Here is an 18,234-nt window from a genome sequence, read left to right as displayed (position 1 = left end):
TCCGTGTTCCGTTTTTTTTAGTAATCAGTCTGGGCGTTATGCTACTGTCATATTTATTGACTGAGCACTATTTTTGAGTCTGTTCACTAAAAATCTGATCACTGATGACTATCTGTTAAGCCACCAAATATTCCAATTCAGAACCATTGCAAAACTCACCCAAGCCAGATAAGGAAGGAATAAGTAGCCTGATAATTTGTTGATTTTGGAAAATTGGATATACGTTTCATATACAAAAAGCCAAAGTAAAATAATTTCGATTCCAGCTAACATGGGATTCATTAATCCAAAGAATAAATAAGACCAAAGTGCATTTAAAGCGAGTTGTATGGCAAAAACCGTAAGTGCTTTAGTTGTTTTTTCTTTTTCAAAATCCATGCGATCCCAAACCAATCCCGCTGCAATTCCCATCATAATATACAACATGCTCCAAACCGGTGCGAAAATCCAATTGGGTGGGTTGAAACTCGGTTTTATAAGTGTAGGATACCAAGTTTCGATGCTAGAACGGGTAACCATACCCGAAAAATATCCTATCGCTAGGCAGGTCACTACAATACAAAGGATTTTGGTAATCTTATTCATGATACAATAAATTTGAGAATTCAAATGTACTTAAAAACTTTCTATCGATAATTCTATACTGAATATAAACATGATGATTTTATTTCGCCACGAATTCACGAATAAAAGGGCTTAGTTATTTATTAAATTCGTGAATTCGTGGCTTTGTTTAAAACGTTGTAGTTTGTCTTACGATTTCCCTAAAAAAAGTATCTTTGCCCAAAATAATATTTAGATGTTTTCAATCAACGATTTTATACCTTCAACTTATTTGAATTCAATTGAAACTGGTCAATTCCAATGGAGCGCTCCTAGTAATATTGCTTTAGTAAAATATTGGGGTAAGAAAGGACAACAAATTCCTGCCAATCCATCGGTAAGTTTTACTTTGAATAATTGTAAAACGATTACTAAGTTGGCTTTTGCTAAAAAAGACATTTCGACTGCGCTCAATGTGACAGATTCTGGTTTCTCTTTTGATCTATTGTTCGAAGGAAAACCAAAAGAAGATTTTAAACCCAAAATTCAAAAGTTTTTTGAGCGAATAGAAGTCTATTTGCCGTTTTTGAAAGAATATCATTTTACGATTGATACACAAAATACCTTTCCGCATAGTTCAGGGATAGCTTCTTCGGCATCAGGAATGGCAGCTTTGGCGATGAATTTGATGAGTTTGGAAAAAGCCTTACGTCCTGAGATGACCGAGGATTATTTTTATCAAAAAGCGTCTTTTTTAGCGCGATTGGGTTCAGGTAGCGCTTGCCGAAGTGTAAAAGGAGAAGTAGTAGTTTGGGGGCATCAAGCCAATATTACAGGAAGTACTGATTTGTATGGAGTAGAATATCCGCATGTCATTCACGATAATTTCAAGGATTTTCAAGATACGATTTTGTTAGTTGACAAAGGCGAAAAGCAAGTGTCAAGTACGTTAGGACATGATTTAATGCACGGTCATCCTTTTGCAGAACAACGTTTTGCGCAGGCACATGAAAATTTAGATAAGTTAAAAGTCATTTTTGAAAACGGAAATGTAGACGAATTTATAAAAGTAGTCGAAAGCGAAGCGCTGACTTTACATGCTATGATGATGACTTCGATGCCTTATTTCATTTTGATGAAGCCGAATACCTTGCAAATTATCAATGCCATCTGGAAATTCCGTTCGGAGACGCAGATTCCAGTTTGTTTTACATTAGATGCAGGTTCAAATGTGCATGTTTTGTATCCTTATGCGGTTAAAGAAAAAGTATTGCAATTTATTCAGGACGAATTAGTTGGCTATTGTCAAAATGGTCAGTACATTTGTGACCAAATTGGAATTGGTGCAATGCTATTGTAATTTTTGTATCTTTATGCTTTAAGGATAAGATTATGAATATTGAATTAGAAAAAAAAGAATTGATGAAATTATTGGCAGAAACCAATGACGAGTCAATTATTGCGTCTATCAAATCCATTTTTAAAAAAGAAAAGAAAGATTTCTGGGATGAATTGACGGAAAATCAAAAATTCGAAATTGAAGAAGGAGATAGACAAATAGATCGAGGTGAGTTTGTCCTGTATGAAGATATGATGAAAAAATACAGGTAATGAAAAGAGAAGTTGTCTTTTCAAAAAATGCTGAAAAAAGGTTAATTGATTTATTGGATTATTTGGAGTTCAAATGGTCTGTGAAAATTAGAGATAAATTCATTGCAAAATTAGACGAGTCAATTTCTATAATTCAAAATGAACCAGAAATTTTCCCAAAATCTCATGTAAACAAAAATCAATATAGATGTGTTGTTTCAAAACAAACAACTATATATTATAGATACAATTTAAAGCAAATTAAGGTTTTGTCTCTTTTCGACACCAGACAAGACCCAAATAAGATTGACAAAATAAAATAATTATCAACCCCAAATTGCTAATTTAAAATTATATGAAAGGACCTTTGTTTTACTCAAAAATATTACTCTTTGGAGAATACGGAATTATTCGTGACTCTAAAGGGCTTTCGATTCCGTATAATTTTTACAACGGAGCTTTGAAAAGAAATGAAAATCCTTCTGCTGAAGCAATCGCATCAAATGAAAGTTTGAAACGATTTGCAGACTACCTTGAAAAACTACATCTTGAACAACCAGATTTAGTTATTTTTAATTTAGAAGCCTTAAAAAGCGATGTGGCTACAGGAATGTATTTTGATTCAAGTATTCCACAGGGGTATGGAGTAGGGAGTAGTGGTGCTTTGGTAGCGGCTATTTATGATAAATATGCGCAAGATAAAATCACGGTTTTAGAGAATTTAACCCGTGAAAAATTATTACAACTAAAAACTATTTTTTCTCAAATGGAAAGTTTTTTCCATGGGAAAAGTTCAGGTTTAGACCCTTTAAATAGTTATTTGAGTATTCCGATTTTGATTAATTCAAAAGATAATATTGAAGCGACTGGAATCCCAAACCAAAGTTTTGATGGCAAAGGCGCTGTCTTTTTATTAGACTCAGGAATTGTAGGTGAAACAGCACCTATGGTTAATATCTTCATGGAAAACTTAAAAGATAAAGGGTTTCGAGCCATGCTTAAAAACCAATTTGTAAAATATACCGATGCTTGTGTAGATGACTTTTTAGGAGGTGATATAAAATCGTTGTTTACCAATACTAAAAAACTTTCTAAAGTAGTTTTGAATCATTTTAAACCAATGATTCCAGAACAGTTTCACGCACTTTGGCAACAAGGAATTGATACCAATGATTATTATTTAAAATTGTGTGGTTCAGGTGGTGGAGGTTACATTCTTGGATTTACTGAGGATTTAGAAAGAGCCAAAGCTTCTTTGAAAGATTACAAACTAGAAGTAGTCTATCAGTTTTAATTTCGTTTTTCAACTATAAATTTCAAAATAACGTTTGTATTCATTAGAGTATAAACGTTTTCCTTTTTTACAATGCTAAATAGAAAACAAAGGCTATTATTAAAGAAAATCGTGAGTTTATTCTCTGTCATTAGAGGATATAATATTCCGATTATAATTTTGGCACAATATCTTTCAGCTGTTTTTATTTTAGCACCAGATAAAGGAGCCTTGTCTGTTTTGTTAGATGTCGATTTGTTTTTATTAGTTTTTGCTTCGGCGATTACGATAGCTTCGGGTTATATCATCAATAATTTTTATGACAGTCAAAAGGATTTAATCAATCGTCCTAATAAATCGATGTTAGATCGATTAGTGAGTCAGGCCACCAAGTTGAAAGTCTATTTTGTATTGAACTTTATTGCAGCTTTACTAGCACTGTTGGTTTCTTTTAAAGTTTTTTTGTTTTTTTCGGCTTATATATTCCTGATTTGGTTTTATTCACATAAGATTAAAAAGTATACTGTGATTGGGAATTTAACAGCCACTTTAATGGCGGTAATTCCGTTTTTTGCGATTACATTACATTATTATTACAGTTTGACATTTGAGGAGATTATTAATAATAAATCTCATTTTGCAGTCATTTTTGCGCATGCTGCTTTTTTATCGTTACTCATCTTAATTCGCGAAATGATTAAGGATTTAGAAAATATCAAAGGGGATTTGGTTAGTGAATATCAAACAATTCCTGTTCGTTTTGGAGAAAATGTTTCTAAGCAAATCATAACAGTTTTGACAATCTTGACCATATTTCCGGTTTATATCCTTATTGATGTTTATGATGTGGGGTTTATGGATATTTATTTCTATGTGGCCTTGATAGGTTTAATCTTCTTTTTGAGTTATTTGTGGAAATCAAACTCTAAAGAACATTACTTACTATTGCACAATTTACTTAAGTTTTTGATTGTTTCAGGCGTTTTTTGCATTGTCTTGATTGATCCTTCTGTTTTATGGAATGGTAAGCGTTGGTTGATGAATGTTTAGCGATTTCAGCATCATAAGATTAAAATTGATATAATCAGTTATTGATTTAATCAGATAGTTAAATGCATTGGTTTTCTTTTTTTCTACTTTTACTATATGGAAAGGAATGAAATGCAGACACTTCTTTACGAAGGAATCAAAAAGAGGGATTGTGCTACTGAAAAAATCAATGATTTTTTGGTAGTCGAAGCGCCTTTGGAAATTAGTATCAACCAAAGTTCGTTTACAGTGGTGATGCGTACACCGGGAAATGATTTCGAACTGATACGAGGCTTACTCCATGCCGAAGATATTTATCGTTCGGAAGTGAATCTTAAAATGGAAGTCGTATCCGATACTCCAAATGCCTTTACCAAAATTGAAGTGACCATTCCTGAAAAGCTGTTGGGTAATGGCTATATGAATAAGCGCTCCTTATTATCTGTTTCTTCTTGTGGAATATGTGGCAAGCAACAATTGGACGATTTCGAAATTCCTAAAACCAAATTAAAAAACCAACCTCAAATCAATCTGGATAAATTACCTGAAATGTTTGCTATAATGAGCGAACATCAACAAGTTTTTAGTTTGACTGGAGGTTCACATGCAGCCGTTATTTTTGATGAAAACTATGCTTTTTTGACTTTGAAAGAAGACATAGGGCGTCACAATGCCGTGGATAAATGTATTGGGAAATTGATACAAACGAATCAACTCAAATCAGCGGCTTTTATGCTAGTCAGCGGTAGGGTTTCCTATGAGATTATCACCAAAGCTTTTTTTGCCAAAATCAGTACCATCGTAGCGGTTTCGGCTTGTTCGTCCTTGGCGGTAGATTATGCCAAGGAATTCGGAATTTGTCTGATAGGTTTTTCGAGAGATAACAAAGCAACGATTTATTCAAATAATTAAAGCATTTAAGGATAGTTTTATTGTGTTCTGCCACGAATTCACGAATTGAAATTTAGCAATAAACGAAATAATTCGTGAATTCGTGGCTAACTTTTATCGCACAGACTAAAAAAAAATAGTAAATAATCATGACTAAAAAAACAATCGCACAACCACCTGAAAAATTCACTGGAATTAAAGAAACGGATATTCCGCATTCTGCCGTAGGATTCAAAGCAGTCAAGTCGGCTTTGACGCATATGAAAGATGAGGTTGGGATTATGAAAAGCATCGTTTTATTGGCAAAACTAAACCAAAAAGAGGGTTTTGATTGCCCCGGATGTGCGTGGCCAGATCCAGATGAAAAGCGTTCTTTCTTGGCTGAGTATTGTGAAAATGGTGCCAAAGCTGTGGCCGAAGAAGCTACTAAAAACCGTGTCTCGCCTTTGTTTTTCGCGACTCATAGCATTTATGAATTAGGATTATTATCGGATTATGAATTGGGTAAAAAAGGACGTGTAACCCAGCCCATGTATTTACGGGAAGGCGCTACGCATTATGAACCGATTGAATGGGACGAAGCTTTCCAAAAGATTGGAAAAACCTTGAATGGATTGCAATCGCCTGACGAAGCGATTTTTTACACCTCGGGTCGTACGAGTAACGAAGCGGCTTATTTGTACCAATTGTTTGTACGCCAATACGGAACCAATAATTTGCCAGACTGTTCCAATATGTGTCATGAATCCAGTGGTTCAGCACTAGTGGAGACTTTAGGAATCGGGAAAGGTTCAGTGACTTTGGATGATTTTAAACATGCTGATTTGGTAATTGTCATGGGGCAAAATCCAGGAACCAATCATCCTCGAATGTTGACCGCTTTGGGCGAAACCAAACAGCATGGTGGAAAAATTATCAGTGTCAATCCGTTGCCTGAAGTGGGTTTGAAAAACTTTATCGATCCGCAAAACCCGCTGAAATGGTTGGGAAGCGGAATGGATTTGACCGATTTATTCCTGCAAGTCAAAATCAACGGAGATGTCGCTCTTTTGAAAGCGATTCTGATTTTGCTACATCAAAAAGAAAAATTACATCCTGGGACGGTTTTTGACGCTGAGTTTATTCAAAAACAAACCTTAGGTTATGAAGCATTTATAACTGATTTAGAGCGATACGATCTTGTCGATTTGGTCAGTCAAACAGGATTAACGATTGCTGAAATCGAAACAGCAGCGGATATGATTGCTGTCAATAAAAAAATAATTGTCTGCTGGGCAATGGGATTAACCCAACATAAAAACGGTGTCGATAACATTCGGGAAGTAGTGAATTTACTGTTGTTGATGGGAAGCATTGGCAAGCAAGGAGCAGGAACCTGTCCTGTGCGTGGACATTCCAATGTGCAAGGCGATAGAACGATGGGGATTTACGAAAAACCATCCGAAGGCTTTTTGGATGCGCTGGATGCTCATTTTGATTTCAAATCACCTCGAGCACACGGCTATGATGTAGTCGATGCGATTGAAGCCATGCATCAAGGAAAGGCTACATTTTTCTTAGGAATGGGAGGGAATTTTATTTCTGCTACACCAGATACTGAGGTTACTGCTGAGGCCTTGCGCAACTGTGATTTAACCGTACATATTTCGACTAAAATCAACCGTTCTCATTTGATTCACGGTAAGGAAGCTTTGATTTTACCTTGTTTAGGACGAACCGAAAAAGATATTCAAGCTAGTGGTGAACAGTTTGTGTCCGTCGAAAATTCTATGGGCGTGGTTTCTAAATCGGTGGGACATTTGGAACCTTTGTCTGAATTTTTGAAAAGTGAAACTGCTATCGTAGCCGGTATTGCCAAAGCTAGTTTACAGGATTCCAAAGTAAACTGGGAAGCCATGACGGGAAATTATGATTTAATTCGGGACGCCATCGAAGCGACAATTCCTGGTTTTGATAATTTTAACGAACGCGTTCGTATTCCAGGAGGTTTTTATTTACCAAACAACGCCCGTGAAAACGATTTTACCAAAACTTATACGGGTAAGGCTAATTTCACCATCAATCAACTTTCGGATATTGTTTTGCAAAAAGACCAATACTTGATGATGACCATTCGTACACACGATCAATACAATACCACTATTTATGGTCTTGACGACCGTTATCGTGGCATTCTCAACGAAAGACGGGTTGTTTTCATGAACCAAGACGACATGAATGCCGCAGGGTTAAAACACCATGATTTGGTCGATTTAGTCAGTCATTTTGAAGGGCAAGAACGCCGCGCCGAACAGTTTTTGGTGATTCCATACAGCATTCCGAGGCAGTGTACCGCGACTTATTTTCCAGAGACAAATGTCTTGGTGCCATTGCAATCCAAGGCTAGAATTAGTAATACGCCTACTTCTAAGACCGTTGTGATTACGGTGCATAAGAGGGAGTAGTGTTATGCGCTTATTCCAGCTATTCGCTATAGCCCTCCTTCAAAACGCTTTTTTTACTAGGTCACAGCAGGAGCTTCCTCTGGTGGCTCTGCTGTTTCCGTAAAAAATAGCTTTTTTCAGTCGGGGCTACCGCTACTATCTGGGGCGAGGAATTGGGCTTAAAATCAACCTATCAATTGCCCCACTTTATTAACTACTTTGTATTCTAAATCTGTAAATTCATCAAAATGGGCTTCGCCACATTTTATTTTCATTTGCTCGTCAGCACTTAGTTTTGATTTGTCAACTTGTGGTGTTCCAGTGTCTTTGGTTTCTGCTACAAAATAGATTTTGGTGTCGTCTTCAAATACAATAGCCCAATCGGGATTGTAAGTGCCTATGGGTGTTGGGATTTTAAACCAATTAGGCAATTTAAAATAGAATTTTATATTTTCACTCGTTTCACAATCTTTTGCAAATTGACTTTCCACCCCCGAATCCAAGGGCACAAATTCCTCATAGATGGTTTTTGATGTGTCAGATACCTTAAACGAAAAATCATTAAGATATATTTCTAATTCTTGCGCTTCAAACAATGCCATTTCATACTCGGAGCCACCTATTTTTTCATATCGAATCCCGTCAATCATCAAACTGTATAAAATCCTTTTGATAGCTTGAGATGCTAAATCCAAAAATAATTGTGGATTAATTAAAATAGCGCCAATCCTTCCCGATTTACTTAAAATTTCTTGAATAGTCGAACGTGTCAATTCGGTTTTGTTTTGGATATAACCCAAAACATCGGGAATTTTCCAGGAGTAATCGCCATAAGATTCTACTTTTTCGCCCACATAATTAGTACCCACTCCTTCGCCTGTCATCGTAATTCCTATTTTAGTAGAACGAATCGATGGTGCTTTTATTTCGGGCAAATCTTTAATCGCTTTGGCAGCTAGAACAATTAGTTCCTCGGTTTTATAGTCCACTCGATAGGTGGTTTTCTTTTTTAGTTTGTCCCAAATTTCCAAGAATTTTGGGTCGGCTTCAAAACCTTTTCGGTAGTTTATTGGAGTTCTATTGCGGCTATTTTTTATTCTTCCGGTAAAGGCTACGCCACAATCCTCTTCTATTTCTTTTTGCAAGGATTTGGCAAAATCATCATAGGATTCATTTGCAATTACCGTCAATCGGTTGATGTTTTGATCGTAGATTCTTTTTCCTGTTTGGTCTACTGCCAATCGCAATCCTCTTCCTATTTCTTGGCGTTTTTTGACCTCAGATTTGGTTTCGTTTAGCGTACAAATCTGGAAGACATTCGGATTATCCCAACCTTCACGTAGGGCGGAATGCGAAAAGATAAACCGTAGCGAATTGTCTAAGTTTAATAATTTCTCTTTGTCTTTCATTATTAAACTGTAGGTGTCGTCATCTGCTTTGGTTTCACCCGAGGTGTCTTTGAAAGTTCCTTTTTTATCTTGCGAAAAATAACCGTTATGAATCTCGGCTATCGGAAATTTATTGCCTTCTGCAAAGGCTGGTTTACTTATATATTCTTGGTATATTTCCTCAAACCACAACGCAAACTTTCCTTTTATGGCAATTCCCGCAGCATCGTATTGACGGTAATTAGCCACTTTGTCAATAAAAAATAATGACAATACTTTGATGCCCAATTTATTCAGGCGTTTTTCTTTTTTTAAATGCTCTTCAACGGTTTTTCGAATTTGAAATTTCATAACTTCATCATTCAATCCGCCTTGGGTGTCGCCTTTGTAAAGGATATTTCCGTTTGAAAGTGAAATACATTGGTTTGAAGCATCAATTTCGTCCACGATATACCCATCGGCATATATTTCTCTTTCGTTGGAGAGTTTATACAAATCATCGCCCACTTTTACGGTTACCGATTTCTTTTTTACGCCTCCTTTTTCGTTGCTGTTGATGCTTATTTTTGCGGATACTTTGGTTTTGGTAGCCGTTATCGTTTCTACGGTTACAAAAGCATCATTATATGCATTTTCTTCGATGATGGAATCGACTTCAATTTGTTTTACCAATCCTAAATCATACGCTTTTACAGGGTTTAAACTATAGGTCAGGTTGTATTGGTTTTTGTGCGTGGCAGAATAGCGCAGGGTGCACAGCGCTTTTAATTTTTCGATAGCGGCCATACGCTTTTCGGTTTCCATATTTTGGGGTTCATCAACAATTACGATGGGGTTTGTAGCCTGAATAAATTCGACGGGTTTTTGTCCGTTGAGTTTGTCGTTTACTTTATTGATGATGTTTTCGTCTTTGGCAAACGAATCAATATTAATAACCAAAACCTCGATGGTATTGTTGGTTGCAAAACCTCGAAGGGTCGAAACTTTGGTGCTATCATATACCTGAAAACTTACGGGCACATTATCGTACAAGGTTTGAAAATGCTCGTGTGTGATTTCTAAATTTTTCAAAACGCCTTCGCGAATGGCTACCGATGGCACTACAATTACAAATTTCTTGAAACCATACAGTTTGTTCAATTCATAAATGGTACGCAAATAAACGTAGGTTTTTCCCGTTCCTGTTTCCATTTCTACTGAAAAGTGCATGCCATCTAGAGCTTCGGAGATTTTGATTTCGTTTTTGGCTTGTATTTCTTGAAGATTGGCTAATATTTGTTCGGCTGAAACAATAAGATTATTGCTTACCCCTTGAATCAGGGAGGTTTGTTTTTCCTGAAAATCAAAGTTCATAATAGAATCCTCCATCCCTTGTCCTTCAAACAGTTGGGTTATGGATTGTATGGCGTCTTGCTGATACGTTAAATTCGATTCAAAATTAATTTTCATTCGGTGATGCTTTTTAGATTTTCGATTCTTGCTTTGGCTTCTATTAAAATCGAATGTAATTTTTCTTCCAGTTGTTTTTTAGGCGGTAGCGCAGTCCAGTATTCGGCTACCATGATGCCGTCTTTGTGCATTTCTAAAAGTTCTATTTGTTCGTTGCTTTTACCTGCACACAAAATCAAACCAATTGGGGTGTTTTCTCCTTCTTGTTTTTCGTATTTGTTGAGCCACTTTAAATACAATTCCATTTGCCCTTTGTGACTGGGCTTGAATTCACCCAATTTCAATTCAATAGCTACCAATCGTTTTAATGTTCTATGATAAAACAGCAAGTCTAAATAAAAATCTTTTCCGTCTAGAATAATGCGTTTTTGGCGTTCTACAAAAGCAAAACCTTTGCCCATTTCCAGAATAAAAAGTTCTAACTCTTTGATAATGGCGGCTTCTAAATCATTTTCTAAATAGCCGTCTTTTAATCCTAAAAAGTCAAGGAAATAAGGATCTTTGAAGGTGTCTTTGGGGATCGAAAAATTAGTATTTGATTGCAAAGCAGCGATTTCATTTCGCTCGTACCCTTTTCGGTCTATTTGGTTTCTTAACTCCCTTTTGCTCCACCTTTGTTCGATCGATTTTTGAGCATAATACATTCTAGCCTCTTTTGTTTTGAGTGGAATAAGTATTGTAAAATGAGACCAGCTTAATTGTCGTGCCAGTGGTGCGACAATTTCGATTTCTGGAAAAATATCGGCAAATTGCATCATTCGATAGAGGTTTTTTATTTCAAAACTTCTACCATACTTTTCTACTAATTGTGTAGCCACTGGTATTACAATTTGTTTACCATATTCCGCCCTTTCATAGTTTAGAATATGCTTATTTATTTCATTTCCAATATGCCAATAGGTTATCGTAAGGGTACTATTTACTTGTGATACCAGTTGCTGTTTGCCTTGCTCAATAATTTGGGCAAGATTGGTAAATAGTGCTTTGTTTATATCCTTGCTCATTTATATTGTTTTGAATTCTGCTTCTATTTCTTCAATGGTAGGCAAACTGCTTTTTAGATTATCGGGTACTATTTCTGTAAAATTGATTTCGCTTATGCCAATTGGCTTGTTTACATCTCTCAATGCAAATTCAGCTTCGATATTATTTTTATCCTTACAAAGCAAAATCCCTATGGTGGCATTATCGCTTTCGTCTTTTATTAAACTATCTACTGCCGATAAATAAAAGTTGAGTTTGCCTGCATACTCGGGCATAAACTTGGTGTTTTTAAGTTCTATAACCACATAACATTTTAGTTTGGTATGGTAAAAAAGCAAATCGATATAATAATCATTTTGAGCTATTTCTAAATGATATTGTTGTCCTATAAACGCAAAACCTTTGCCTAACTCCAACAAGAATTTTGATATATGTGTTACCAATTGTTTTTCAATATCTTTTTCTTTAAAACCTTCGCTCAATGTTAAAAAATCAAATATATAAGGGTCTTTCAATGTTTGATTTGCTAAATCAGAAAAGGGTTCTGGTAAGGTGTTTTTAAAGTTATTAATAGATTTGCCTTGTCTGTTATATAAGTCAGATTTTATTTGAAGGTCTAAAACGTTTCTGCTCCAATTATTTTCAATCGTTTTTTGGATATAAAACAAGGCTTCGTTTATATTTTTGGATTTGGTAAATATAAAAATATTATGTCCCCACGGTATTTGTCCAACAAGCTGTTGCACAAATGTAAGTTGTTCGTTTTCTTTATTTTGAATTTGTTCGACAGCTTGTTGGACTAATTCCACTGGAGTCTTTTCAGTCTCGTTTTTTAATAGTCCAACAGCTTGTTGGACTATTTGCAAATAATAAAAGTTATAAAATTGTTTGCAATTGAAAATATTGGTTCGAGACAAGCCTTTGATTTCAGGAAACTCATCTTTCAAGTCTTTGGCTACCTGCTCTATCAGTTTACTTCCCCATACATTTTCTTTTTCGGCTATCATATTGCCTAGTTCCCAATAAAAATGGATTAATGCACTGTTTACTGCTAGAGCTGCTTTTATTTGCGAGCTTCTAACTTTCGATTTTAGCTCCACTATCCAGTTACTATACTCTTGCTTTTGCATTTTCATATTATATCGTTTTAAACTCGATACCTGCATCACGCATTTGCAAGACGGTATTGGTCTTGAGTTGGTCGTTGCCTTTGAACAATTTGTCTAGGGCAATTACTTTTTTTGGTTTTATAGTGATTACTGCATCAATGATTTCTTGGGTTGCGTTTTCTAATAGTAACACCAGTTCCTTATCATTGACGGTGTAATAGCCTTCTTGTTTTATGAGCGTGCTATTGAGGTCTTTGCCGCTTTTGAGCAACAACTCATAGGCCATATTCTCGGTGGTGGCGTGAGCAGCCACTGGGTCGATGAACAATTTCATTTGGTCTTCGAGGGCTTGTGCATCTTTGCCTTCTAGTTGTTGCCATTGTTTGAAGTTGCTTTCGTCTAGCTTTAAAACCTTGAATCCTAAATCTTGATTTTTTAATTGCTCGATTTTGGTTTTTAGAGTTTCTATTTCGGTTTTGGTTTCCTCTGTGGGTAACTCGCCTTGCAGTTTTTGTATTTTTCCTTCCGTTTTCTTTATTTCTAATTTAATTTCTTCTTGTAATTTTAAACTAGCTTTACGAATACGGTATTTAGAAACATCTGCAATTGTTTTATAGCCAGCTTTATATGCCTCTCCCTTTTCTTCACACAATTCTGGTAATTGAACGCAAATAAACTTTCTGTTTCCTAAAGTTTCTCTGTTTAAATCCATAATTGCATGACCTGTTGTACCTGAACCAGAAAAGAAATCAAGAATTATATCATCTTCTGCGGTTGCCATTTGAACCATTCTTTGAATGAGTCTTTTAGGTTTTGGAAATGTAAAAATATTTTTACCAATTAATTCAAGCACTTCTTTAGTTCCTTCATCTGTTGTTCCTGTTTCACTATGTTTCCACAGATTTATTGGGACCATTCCTTCGGGTAATTCAGCCAGGAACCTTTTTATTCGAGGAAAATCTTGATCGTTCTTTTTTCCCCAATAAAATCTATTATCTGCAACCATTTCAAGGAATTTTTGTTCATTATATTTCCATGAATTTGTTGGATGGCTATAAACTTTACCAGTATATGGATTGGTAATTTCGTAACCTAAGTTTTGCCTTTCGTCTCTAGTTCTTTGACTTACAAATGAAACACTCGTCCATTTTCCTCTTGGGTCATTGTCAGGATTAGAGTAATCTTCATTTGTTTTTTCACTTCTTGGTTCTCTTAAAACGTTAAGATATTCGTTTTTTCGAAACAACAATAAATGTTCAGTAACTGTTGACATTAATTTAGCGTCATTACTTCTGCCATATCTTTTTTCCCAAACTATACTTGCCACAAAATTCTCCTCCCCAAAAATCTCATTCATCAATAAACGCAGGTTGTGTACTTCATTATCATCGATAGAAACAAAAATAACACCGTCTTGTTTAAGCAGGTTTTTGGCGAGGTAGAGGCGTGGCATCATCATATTGAGCCAGTTGGAGTGGTATTGTCCGTTTTCTTTGCTGTTTTTCTTGAACATGCCGTCCTTGGTCATATAACCGTCTTCGTCTTTGTCGCCTACACGTTTTTCGTATTCCGCTTTGGTTTCTGAGAATTTGTCGGGATAAATAAAGGAGTCATTTCCTGTATTGTAGGGCGGGTCAATGTATATCATTTTGACTTTGCCAAAATAGCTTTTTTGCAATACTTTGAGGACTTCAAGGTTTTCGCCTTCGATAAAAATATTTTGGGTGGTGTCAAAGTCAATACTTTCGTCTTTGGCAGGTATAAGAGTTTTGGTAGTGGGCGTTTGCAACACTTTGAAGGCTTCGCTCTTACCCGCCCAATTAAGCACATAGCGTTCGTGTGCAAAGTTGATGTTTTCGCCCAGGGTTGCTTTTAGTTTTTCCCAGTCAATCTTGCCTTCGGTAAAGGCTTCGGGTAGGATTTGCTGTAAGGCTTGTAGTTTTTCTTGCTCGGGCGTTAGGCTTTTTCCGTCCATATTGTGTGCTGCTTTGTTTTTTGTCTATAATCACAAATGTATCGATTTTATCCTATAAAAATAGCAAAAGGCTACGTTGAAAATAGATAAATTGTTTGGTAGAATGAATTCCTAGCCCTGACTGAAATGGAAAGCCTTGCAGCAACAAAAGCTATTTTTTTCTGGGCATAAAAGAGCGACCAGAGGAAGCTCCTTTTATGACCTAGAAAAAAAGCTTTTTGTGCTAAAAGCTTGAAATGGAAGGCAGGAATAGCTCCTTAAAAATGATTTTGGTAAGAATTATTAGGTAACTCCTTCATTATTAATCTTTAGTAGTTGTGACTTAATGACTTGGAAGTAGCTATTTGCAAAAATATAAATACTATCTTTGCAAACACGAGGCCCTAAGGCCGAACTGACGAAGTAAATTACAGAATATTATGAATAACAAGCAAGGCAGTAATAGAGGAGGAAGTTCTAGACCAGGAGGTTCAAGAACGAATTCGAATAAGCCAACCCGAGGCGGAGCCGAACGGAGCGCAGCTAAACCCGCTATGCAAAAAAGGGCGCAAGGACCTAAAAAAGCTAAAGTAAACACCAAAGTTGTTGAAGAGGAAGCTGCTAAGGCAAAGAAACCAAATCAGGCTCCAAAGAGACAAAAAGAAAAAGACGAAATTCGTTTAAATAAATACATTGCCAACTCAGGGGTGTGTTCGCGTCGTGATGCGGATATTTACATTCAGTCTGGAAATGTAAAAGTAAATGGTATTCCTGTAACCGAAATGGGGTATTTAGTGAAACCAACGGATGAAGTGAATTTTGACGGAGTGAAATTGACTCCTGAGAAAAAAGTATATATCTTATTGAACAAGCCTAAGAACTTTACAACGGCTTTTGATGAAGGTCAGGAATTCCGTAATGTATTGGAGTTGGTAAAAGGTTCGACTACAGCAAAAATTGGTGCCGTGGGGCGTATGGATAAGAACACTACTGGTTTATTGTTGTTTACAAACGATACGGACATGATTCGGAAGTTTAGTTTGCCAACGAATAAATCATCTAAAATTTACCAAGTATCGCTAGATAAAAACTTGAAGTTTGAAGATTTGGAAAAAATCTCGAAAGGTTTGGTTCTTGATGGTCACCGCGTTTTTGTAGAAGAAGTAAGTTATATTGAAGGAGAGGCGAAAAGCGAAATAGGATTGAAATTGCGTTCATCTAACGTGAAAGTGGTTCGTTCCATCTTCGAGCATTTTAATTATGATGTGTTGCGTATTGACCGTGTTGCTTTTGCAGGTTTGACTAAGAAAAACTTGCCAAGAGGTAACTGGAGATTGCTAACAGAACAAGAAATCATCAATTTGAAGAATTCGTAATTAGTTTTAAAAAACTTATTTATAGGACAGTCCCTTTCGTGTGAGCGAAGGGGATTTTTTATATGGTCATTTTGTTCAGGCTGATTTCAGTTTTGAGGCTGTAAAAAGACCATTTATTCTGTTTTAAAAACCATATGTAGATTTTTAATTATGATTAATTAATCAATTTTGTAGGGAGTAAAAGGAATGGTATCGTTTGGTTAACTGGGGAATGAGTTTCGCTTTTTCTTTTGAAAAATAGAGGCTTACAGTTGGTTAGTAGGAGACTGTTTTTTATCAACTAATAATTTAAATAATTAATTATGAAAAAAAATTACATTTTTGGAAAAAAGAAAACGGTAATGGCTGTTTTTATGGTTTTGGTTTGCGGGATGTTCGCAAATAATGTATGGGCACAAGCTACTTATACATGGGTAGGAGGTACTACAGGAAACTGGTCTGACCCTGCAAATTGGACTTCGGCTCCAGATACTCCTGGTACTGTTCCGGGTAATAATCTTGGGGATATAGTTAATATTAATGAAGGGGTGTGTAATTACGATGTAGCTAGCACAACAATTAAACAATTGACATTAGGAAGTACTGTTACTGGGAGTAGTGCGCTTACTTCTCAAGGTGTCTTAAATATTGCAGTTGGAAATGTATTGACTGTAACTCATACTGGAGCAGCTTTGACTATTAAGGGTGGTAAATTGAATAATTTGGGGACTTTGAATTTAAATTCAGGAGCTGCAAACGTCACTATTCTTTGTCAAAAACCTACAAATACAAATCCTTTATTAGATACAGGTTATGCTGGGGCTGGGATTTTGGTAGCTACTACTTCTACTTCTGGAGGATTTGTTAATTTTAATAATTTTGGAACAGCTTCTGTACCTGTTTTGGAATTGAATGCAGCTACTACAACAATAAATTTAGATCAAAGTTTTACCAGTGCTGCAGGAGTGTTTTTAGCATTGGCAGGGGGTAGAGGTAAAATTGCAGGTACTGGTATTATTATGGGGACTTCTCTTTCACCAACTAAGCATCGATTATTTAATATAACAGGAGGTTCTACTTCGGCTTCGACTGACTTTACAAATATTGAGGTGGCTACAGGTACTACTATCAAAGGATTTTGTACTACTGATACGAATACTACTGCTATTACTTTTGCTGGTGCTACGGGTACTACTGCTAATTTAGATAATAAAGGGACGATTATAATGGAAGGGGGATATTCTGCTGGAATTATAGGTAATACTACGGTAACTTCTAACTTATTGAATAGCGGTACAATTACTTTTAATACTACTTTAGGAACGGTAAATGCAATTAATAACAATGTGTCGACTTTGGTAAATACAGGAACGATAAATACAAATGCGGGAACTACTTATAATACGGATATAAAGTCGGTAACAAATACTTTTACATCAGGTAAATTGTCACCTGGAGGAGATGTTGCAAAAGGAGTTATGAATATTGCTGGTTCTTCAGTAGCTTTTGGTACTACAACTTTAAGAATGAACGTTGCGGCGACAGCTAGTGGTGTAGCAGGAACTGATTTTGATCAAATAAATGCTACAGTAGCGGCGGCTTCAATTAATTTAACTGGGACTGTAATAGACCTTACAGGAATTTCATCAAACGCAAATACAACAGTCGATATTATTACAACAAATGCAGGTACAATAACAGGAACACCAACATTCAGTCCTGCATTACCGTTATATTGGACTGCTTCTTATCCAGGGAGTAAAGTGGTGTTGACGTATAATAATCCAACTTTGTCAGTTAAGAAACAAAATGCTTTTGAATTTTCTGTGTATCCAAATCCAGTAAGTGAAGTATTATATATTCAAACACAAGAGGTCTTGAAATCGGCTCAAGTTATTGATGCTTCTGGTAAAGTGGTTTTGACTCAAAACAAACCATCAGAATCAATTAACGTATCTTCTTTGAAAAAAGGAATCTACATGTTGCGTTTGACATCTGAAAAAGGAGTTTCTACTTCAAAAATTGTAAAGAAATAATCCATTACTAACTGATTAGAATAAAGTGCCCATTGCTTGGATGTAGCAATGGGCACTTTTTGTTTGCATTTAATACGTATTATACAAGCTGTATCTCTCTCTACTTTTAAAAAGTATACGAGAACCTCTGTTGTTACAGAAATTCCCGCTTGGATTGCAGAGAGGAAGGGATTCGTGTCTCTCTGTATAATCCTGTATTTACAATGCTTT

Annotated in this window: 14 protein-coding genes; 9 read left to right on the top strand and 5 right to left on the bottom strand. The window is 35.9% G+C overall.

Features of this window, described 5'->3' with window-relative positions; genetic code table 11:
- Positions 1 to 108: 108 nt before the first annotated feature.
- The gene (locus tag SLW70_RS02340) at positions 109 to 585 is read right to left on the bottom strand and encodes a TspO/MBR family protein (protein WP_320890351.1); all 477 of its coding nucleotides are present in this window, start codon (positions 583 to 585) and stop codon (positions 109 to 111) included.
- 214 nt (positions 586 to 799) lie between these two features.
- Here SLW70_RS02340 and SLW70_RS02335 point away from each other — a divergent pair, with 214 nt between their 5' ends.
- The 7 genes from SLW70_RS02335 (at position 800) to SLW70_RS02305 (ending at position 7,770) form a co-directional block, all read left to right on the top strand.
- The gene (locus tag SLW70_RS02335) at positions 800 to 1,903 is read left to right on the top strand and encodes a diphosphomevalonate decarboxylase (RefSeq protein ID WP_320890349.1); all 1,104 of its coding nucleotides are present in this window, start codon (positions 800 to 802) and stop codon (positions 1,901 to 1,903) included.
- Between the two features lie 32 nt (positions 1,904 to 1,935).
- Positions 1,936 to 2,154 (top strand): hypothetical protein, encoded by a 219-nt coding sequence (locus SLW70_RS02330; RefSeq protein WP_320890348.1) that lies wholly within the window; start codon positions 1,936 to 1,938, stop codon positions 2,152 to 2,154.
- Positions 2,154 to 2,456, top strand: coding sequence for a type II toxin-antitoxin system RelE/ParE family toxin (locus SLW70_RS02325; RefSeq protein WP_320890347.1), 303 nt, complete (start codon positions 2,154 to 2,156; stop codon positions 2,454 to 2,456). The genes SLW70_RS02330 and SLW70_RS02325 overlap by 1 nt, the downstream gene beginning before the upstream one ends.
- 32 nt (positions 2,457 to 2,488) lie before the next feature.
- On the top strand, positions 2,489 to 3,427 hold the full coding sequence (locus tag SLW70_RS02320) for a mevalonate kinase (protein ID WP_320890346.1): 939 nt from the start codon (positions 2,489 to 2,491) through the stop codon (positions 3,425 to 3,427).
- A 72-nt stretch (positions 3,428 to 3,499) separates the two neighbouring features.
- Positions 3,500 to 4,456 (top strand): geranylgeranylglycerol-phosphate geranylgeranyltransferase, encoded by a 957-nt coding sequence (locus SLW70_RS02315; protein WP_320890345.1) that lies wholly within the window; start codon positions 3,500 to 3,502, stop codon positions 4,454 to 4,456.
- Between the two features lie 111 nt (positions 4,457 to 4,567).
- Positions 4,568 to 5,347 carry a formate dehydrogenase accessory sulfurtransferase FdhD gene (gene fdhD, locus SLW70_RS02310; RefSeq protein ID WP_320890343.1) on the top strand — a complete coding sequence of 260 codons (780 nt, stop codon included), beginning with the start codon at positions 4,568 to 4,570 and terminating at the stop codon, positions 5,345 to 5,347.
- 128 nt (positions 5,348 to 5,475) lie between these two features.
- A complete protein-coding gene (locus tag SLW70_RS02305; RefSeq protein ID WP_320890341.1) occupies positions 5,476 to 7,770 on the top strand; it encodes an FdhF/YdeP family oxidoreductase in 2,295 nt (764 codons plus the stop codon).
- A 164-nt stretch (positions 7,771 to 7,934) separates the two neighbouring features.
- Here the strand turns inward: SLW70_RS02305 and SLW70_RS02300 are convergent, their stop codons facing one another.
- Genes SLW70_RS02300 through SLW70_RS02285 form a run of 4 tightly spaced genes read right to left on the bottom strand, consistent with a single transcriptional unit; the run spans position 7,935 to position 14,654 of the window.
- Positions 7,935 to 10,586, bottom strand: coding sequence for a DEAD/DEAH box helicase family protein (locus tag SLW70_RS02300; RefSeq protein ID WP_320890339.1), 2,652 nt, complete (start codon positions 10,584 to 10,586; stop codon positions 7,935 to 7,937).
- Complete coding sequence (locus SLW70_RS02295) at positions 10,583 to 11,590, bottom strand: PDDEXK nuclease domain-containing protein (protein ID WP_320890337.1); 1,008 nt, start codon at positions 11,588 to 11,590, stop codon at positions 10,583 to 10,585. Before SLW70_RS02295 ends, SLW70_RS02300 begins: the two co-directional genes overlap by 4 nt.
- Complete coding sequence (locus SLW70_RS02290) at positions 11,591 to 12,706, bottom strand: PDDEXK nuclease domain-containing protein (protein ID WP_320890335.1); 1,116 nt, start codon at positions 12,704 to 12,706, stop codon at positions 11,591 to 11,593. It abuts the gene before it with no gap.
- 1 nt (position 12,707) lies between these two features.
- Positions 12,708 to 14,654 (bottom strand): site-specific DNA-methyltransferase, encoded by a 1,947-nt coding sequence (locus tag SLW70_RS02285; RefSeq protein WP_320890333.1) that lies wholly within the window; start codon positions 14,652 to 14,654, stop codon positions 12,708 to 12,710.
- 419 nt (positions 14,655 to 15,073) lie between these two features.
- Between SLW70_RS02285 and SLW70_RS02280 the strand changes: the two genes are divergently transcribed.
- Both SLW70_RS02280 and SLW70_RS02275 read left to right on the top strand, forming a co-directional pair.
- Positions 15,074 to 16,009 (top strand): pseudouridine synthase, encoded by a 936-nt coding sequence (locus SLW70_RS02280; RefSeq protein ID WP_320890331.1) that lies wholly within the window; start codon positions 15,074 to 15,076, stop codon positions 16,007 to 16,009.
- A 302-nt stretch (positions 16,010 to 16,311) separates the two neighbouring features.
- Positions 16,312 to 18,024, top strand: coding sequence for a T9SS type A sorting domain-containing protein (locus tag SLW70_RS02275; RefSeq protein ID WP_320890329.1), 1,713 nt, complete (start codon positions 16,312 to 16,314; stop codon positions 18,022 to 18,024).
- Positions 18,025 to 18,234 lie beyond the last annotated feature (210 nt).

The sequence above is a fragment of the Flavobacterium sp. NG2 genome (genome assembly GCF_034119845.1).
GTDB lineage: Bacteria > Bacteroidota > Bacteroidia > Flavobacteriales > Flavobacteriaceae > Flavobacterium.
Note: the sequence above shows the minus strand (reverse complement) of the source record. Positions and strands in the feature narration are given on the sequence as shown.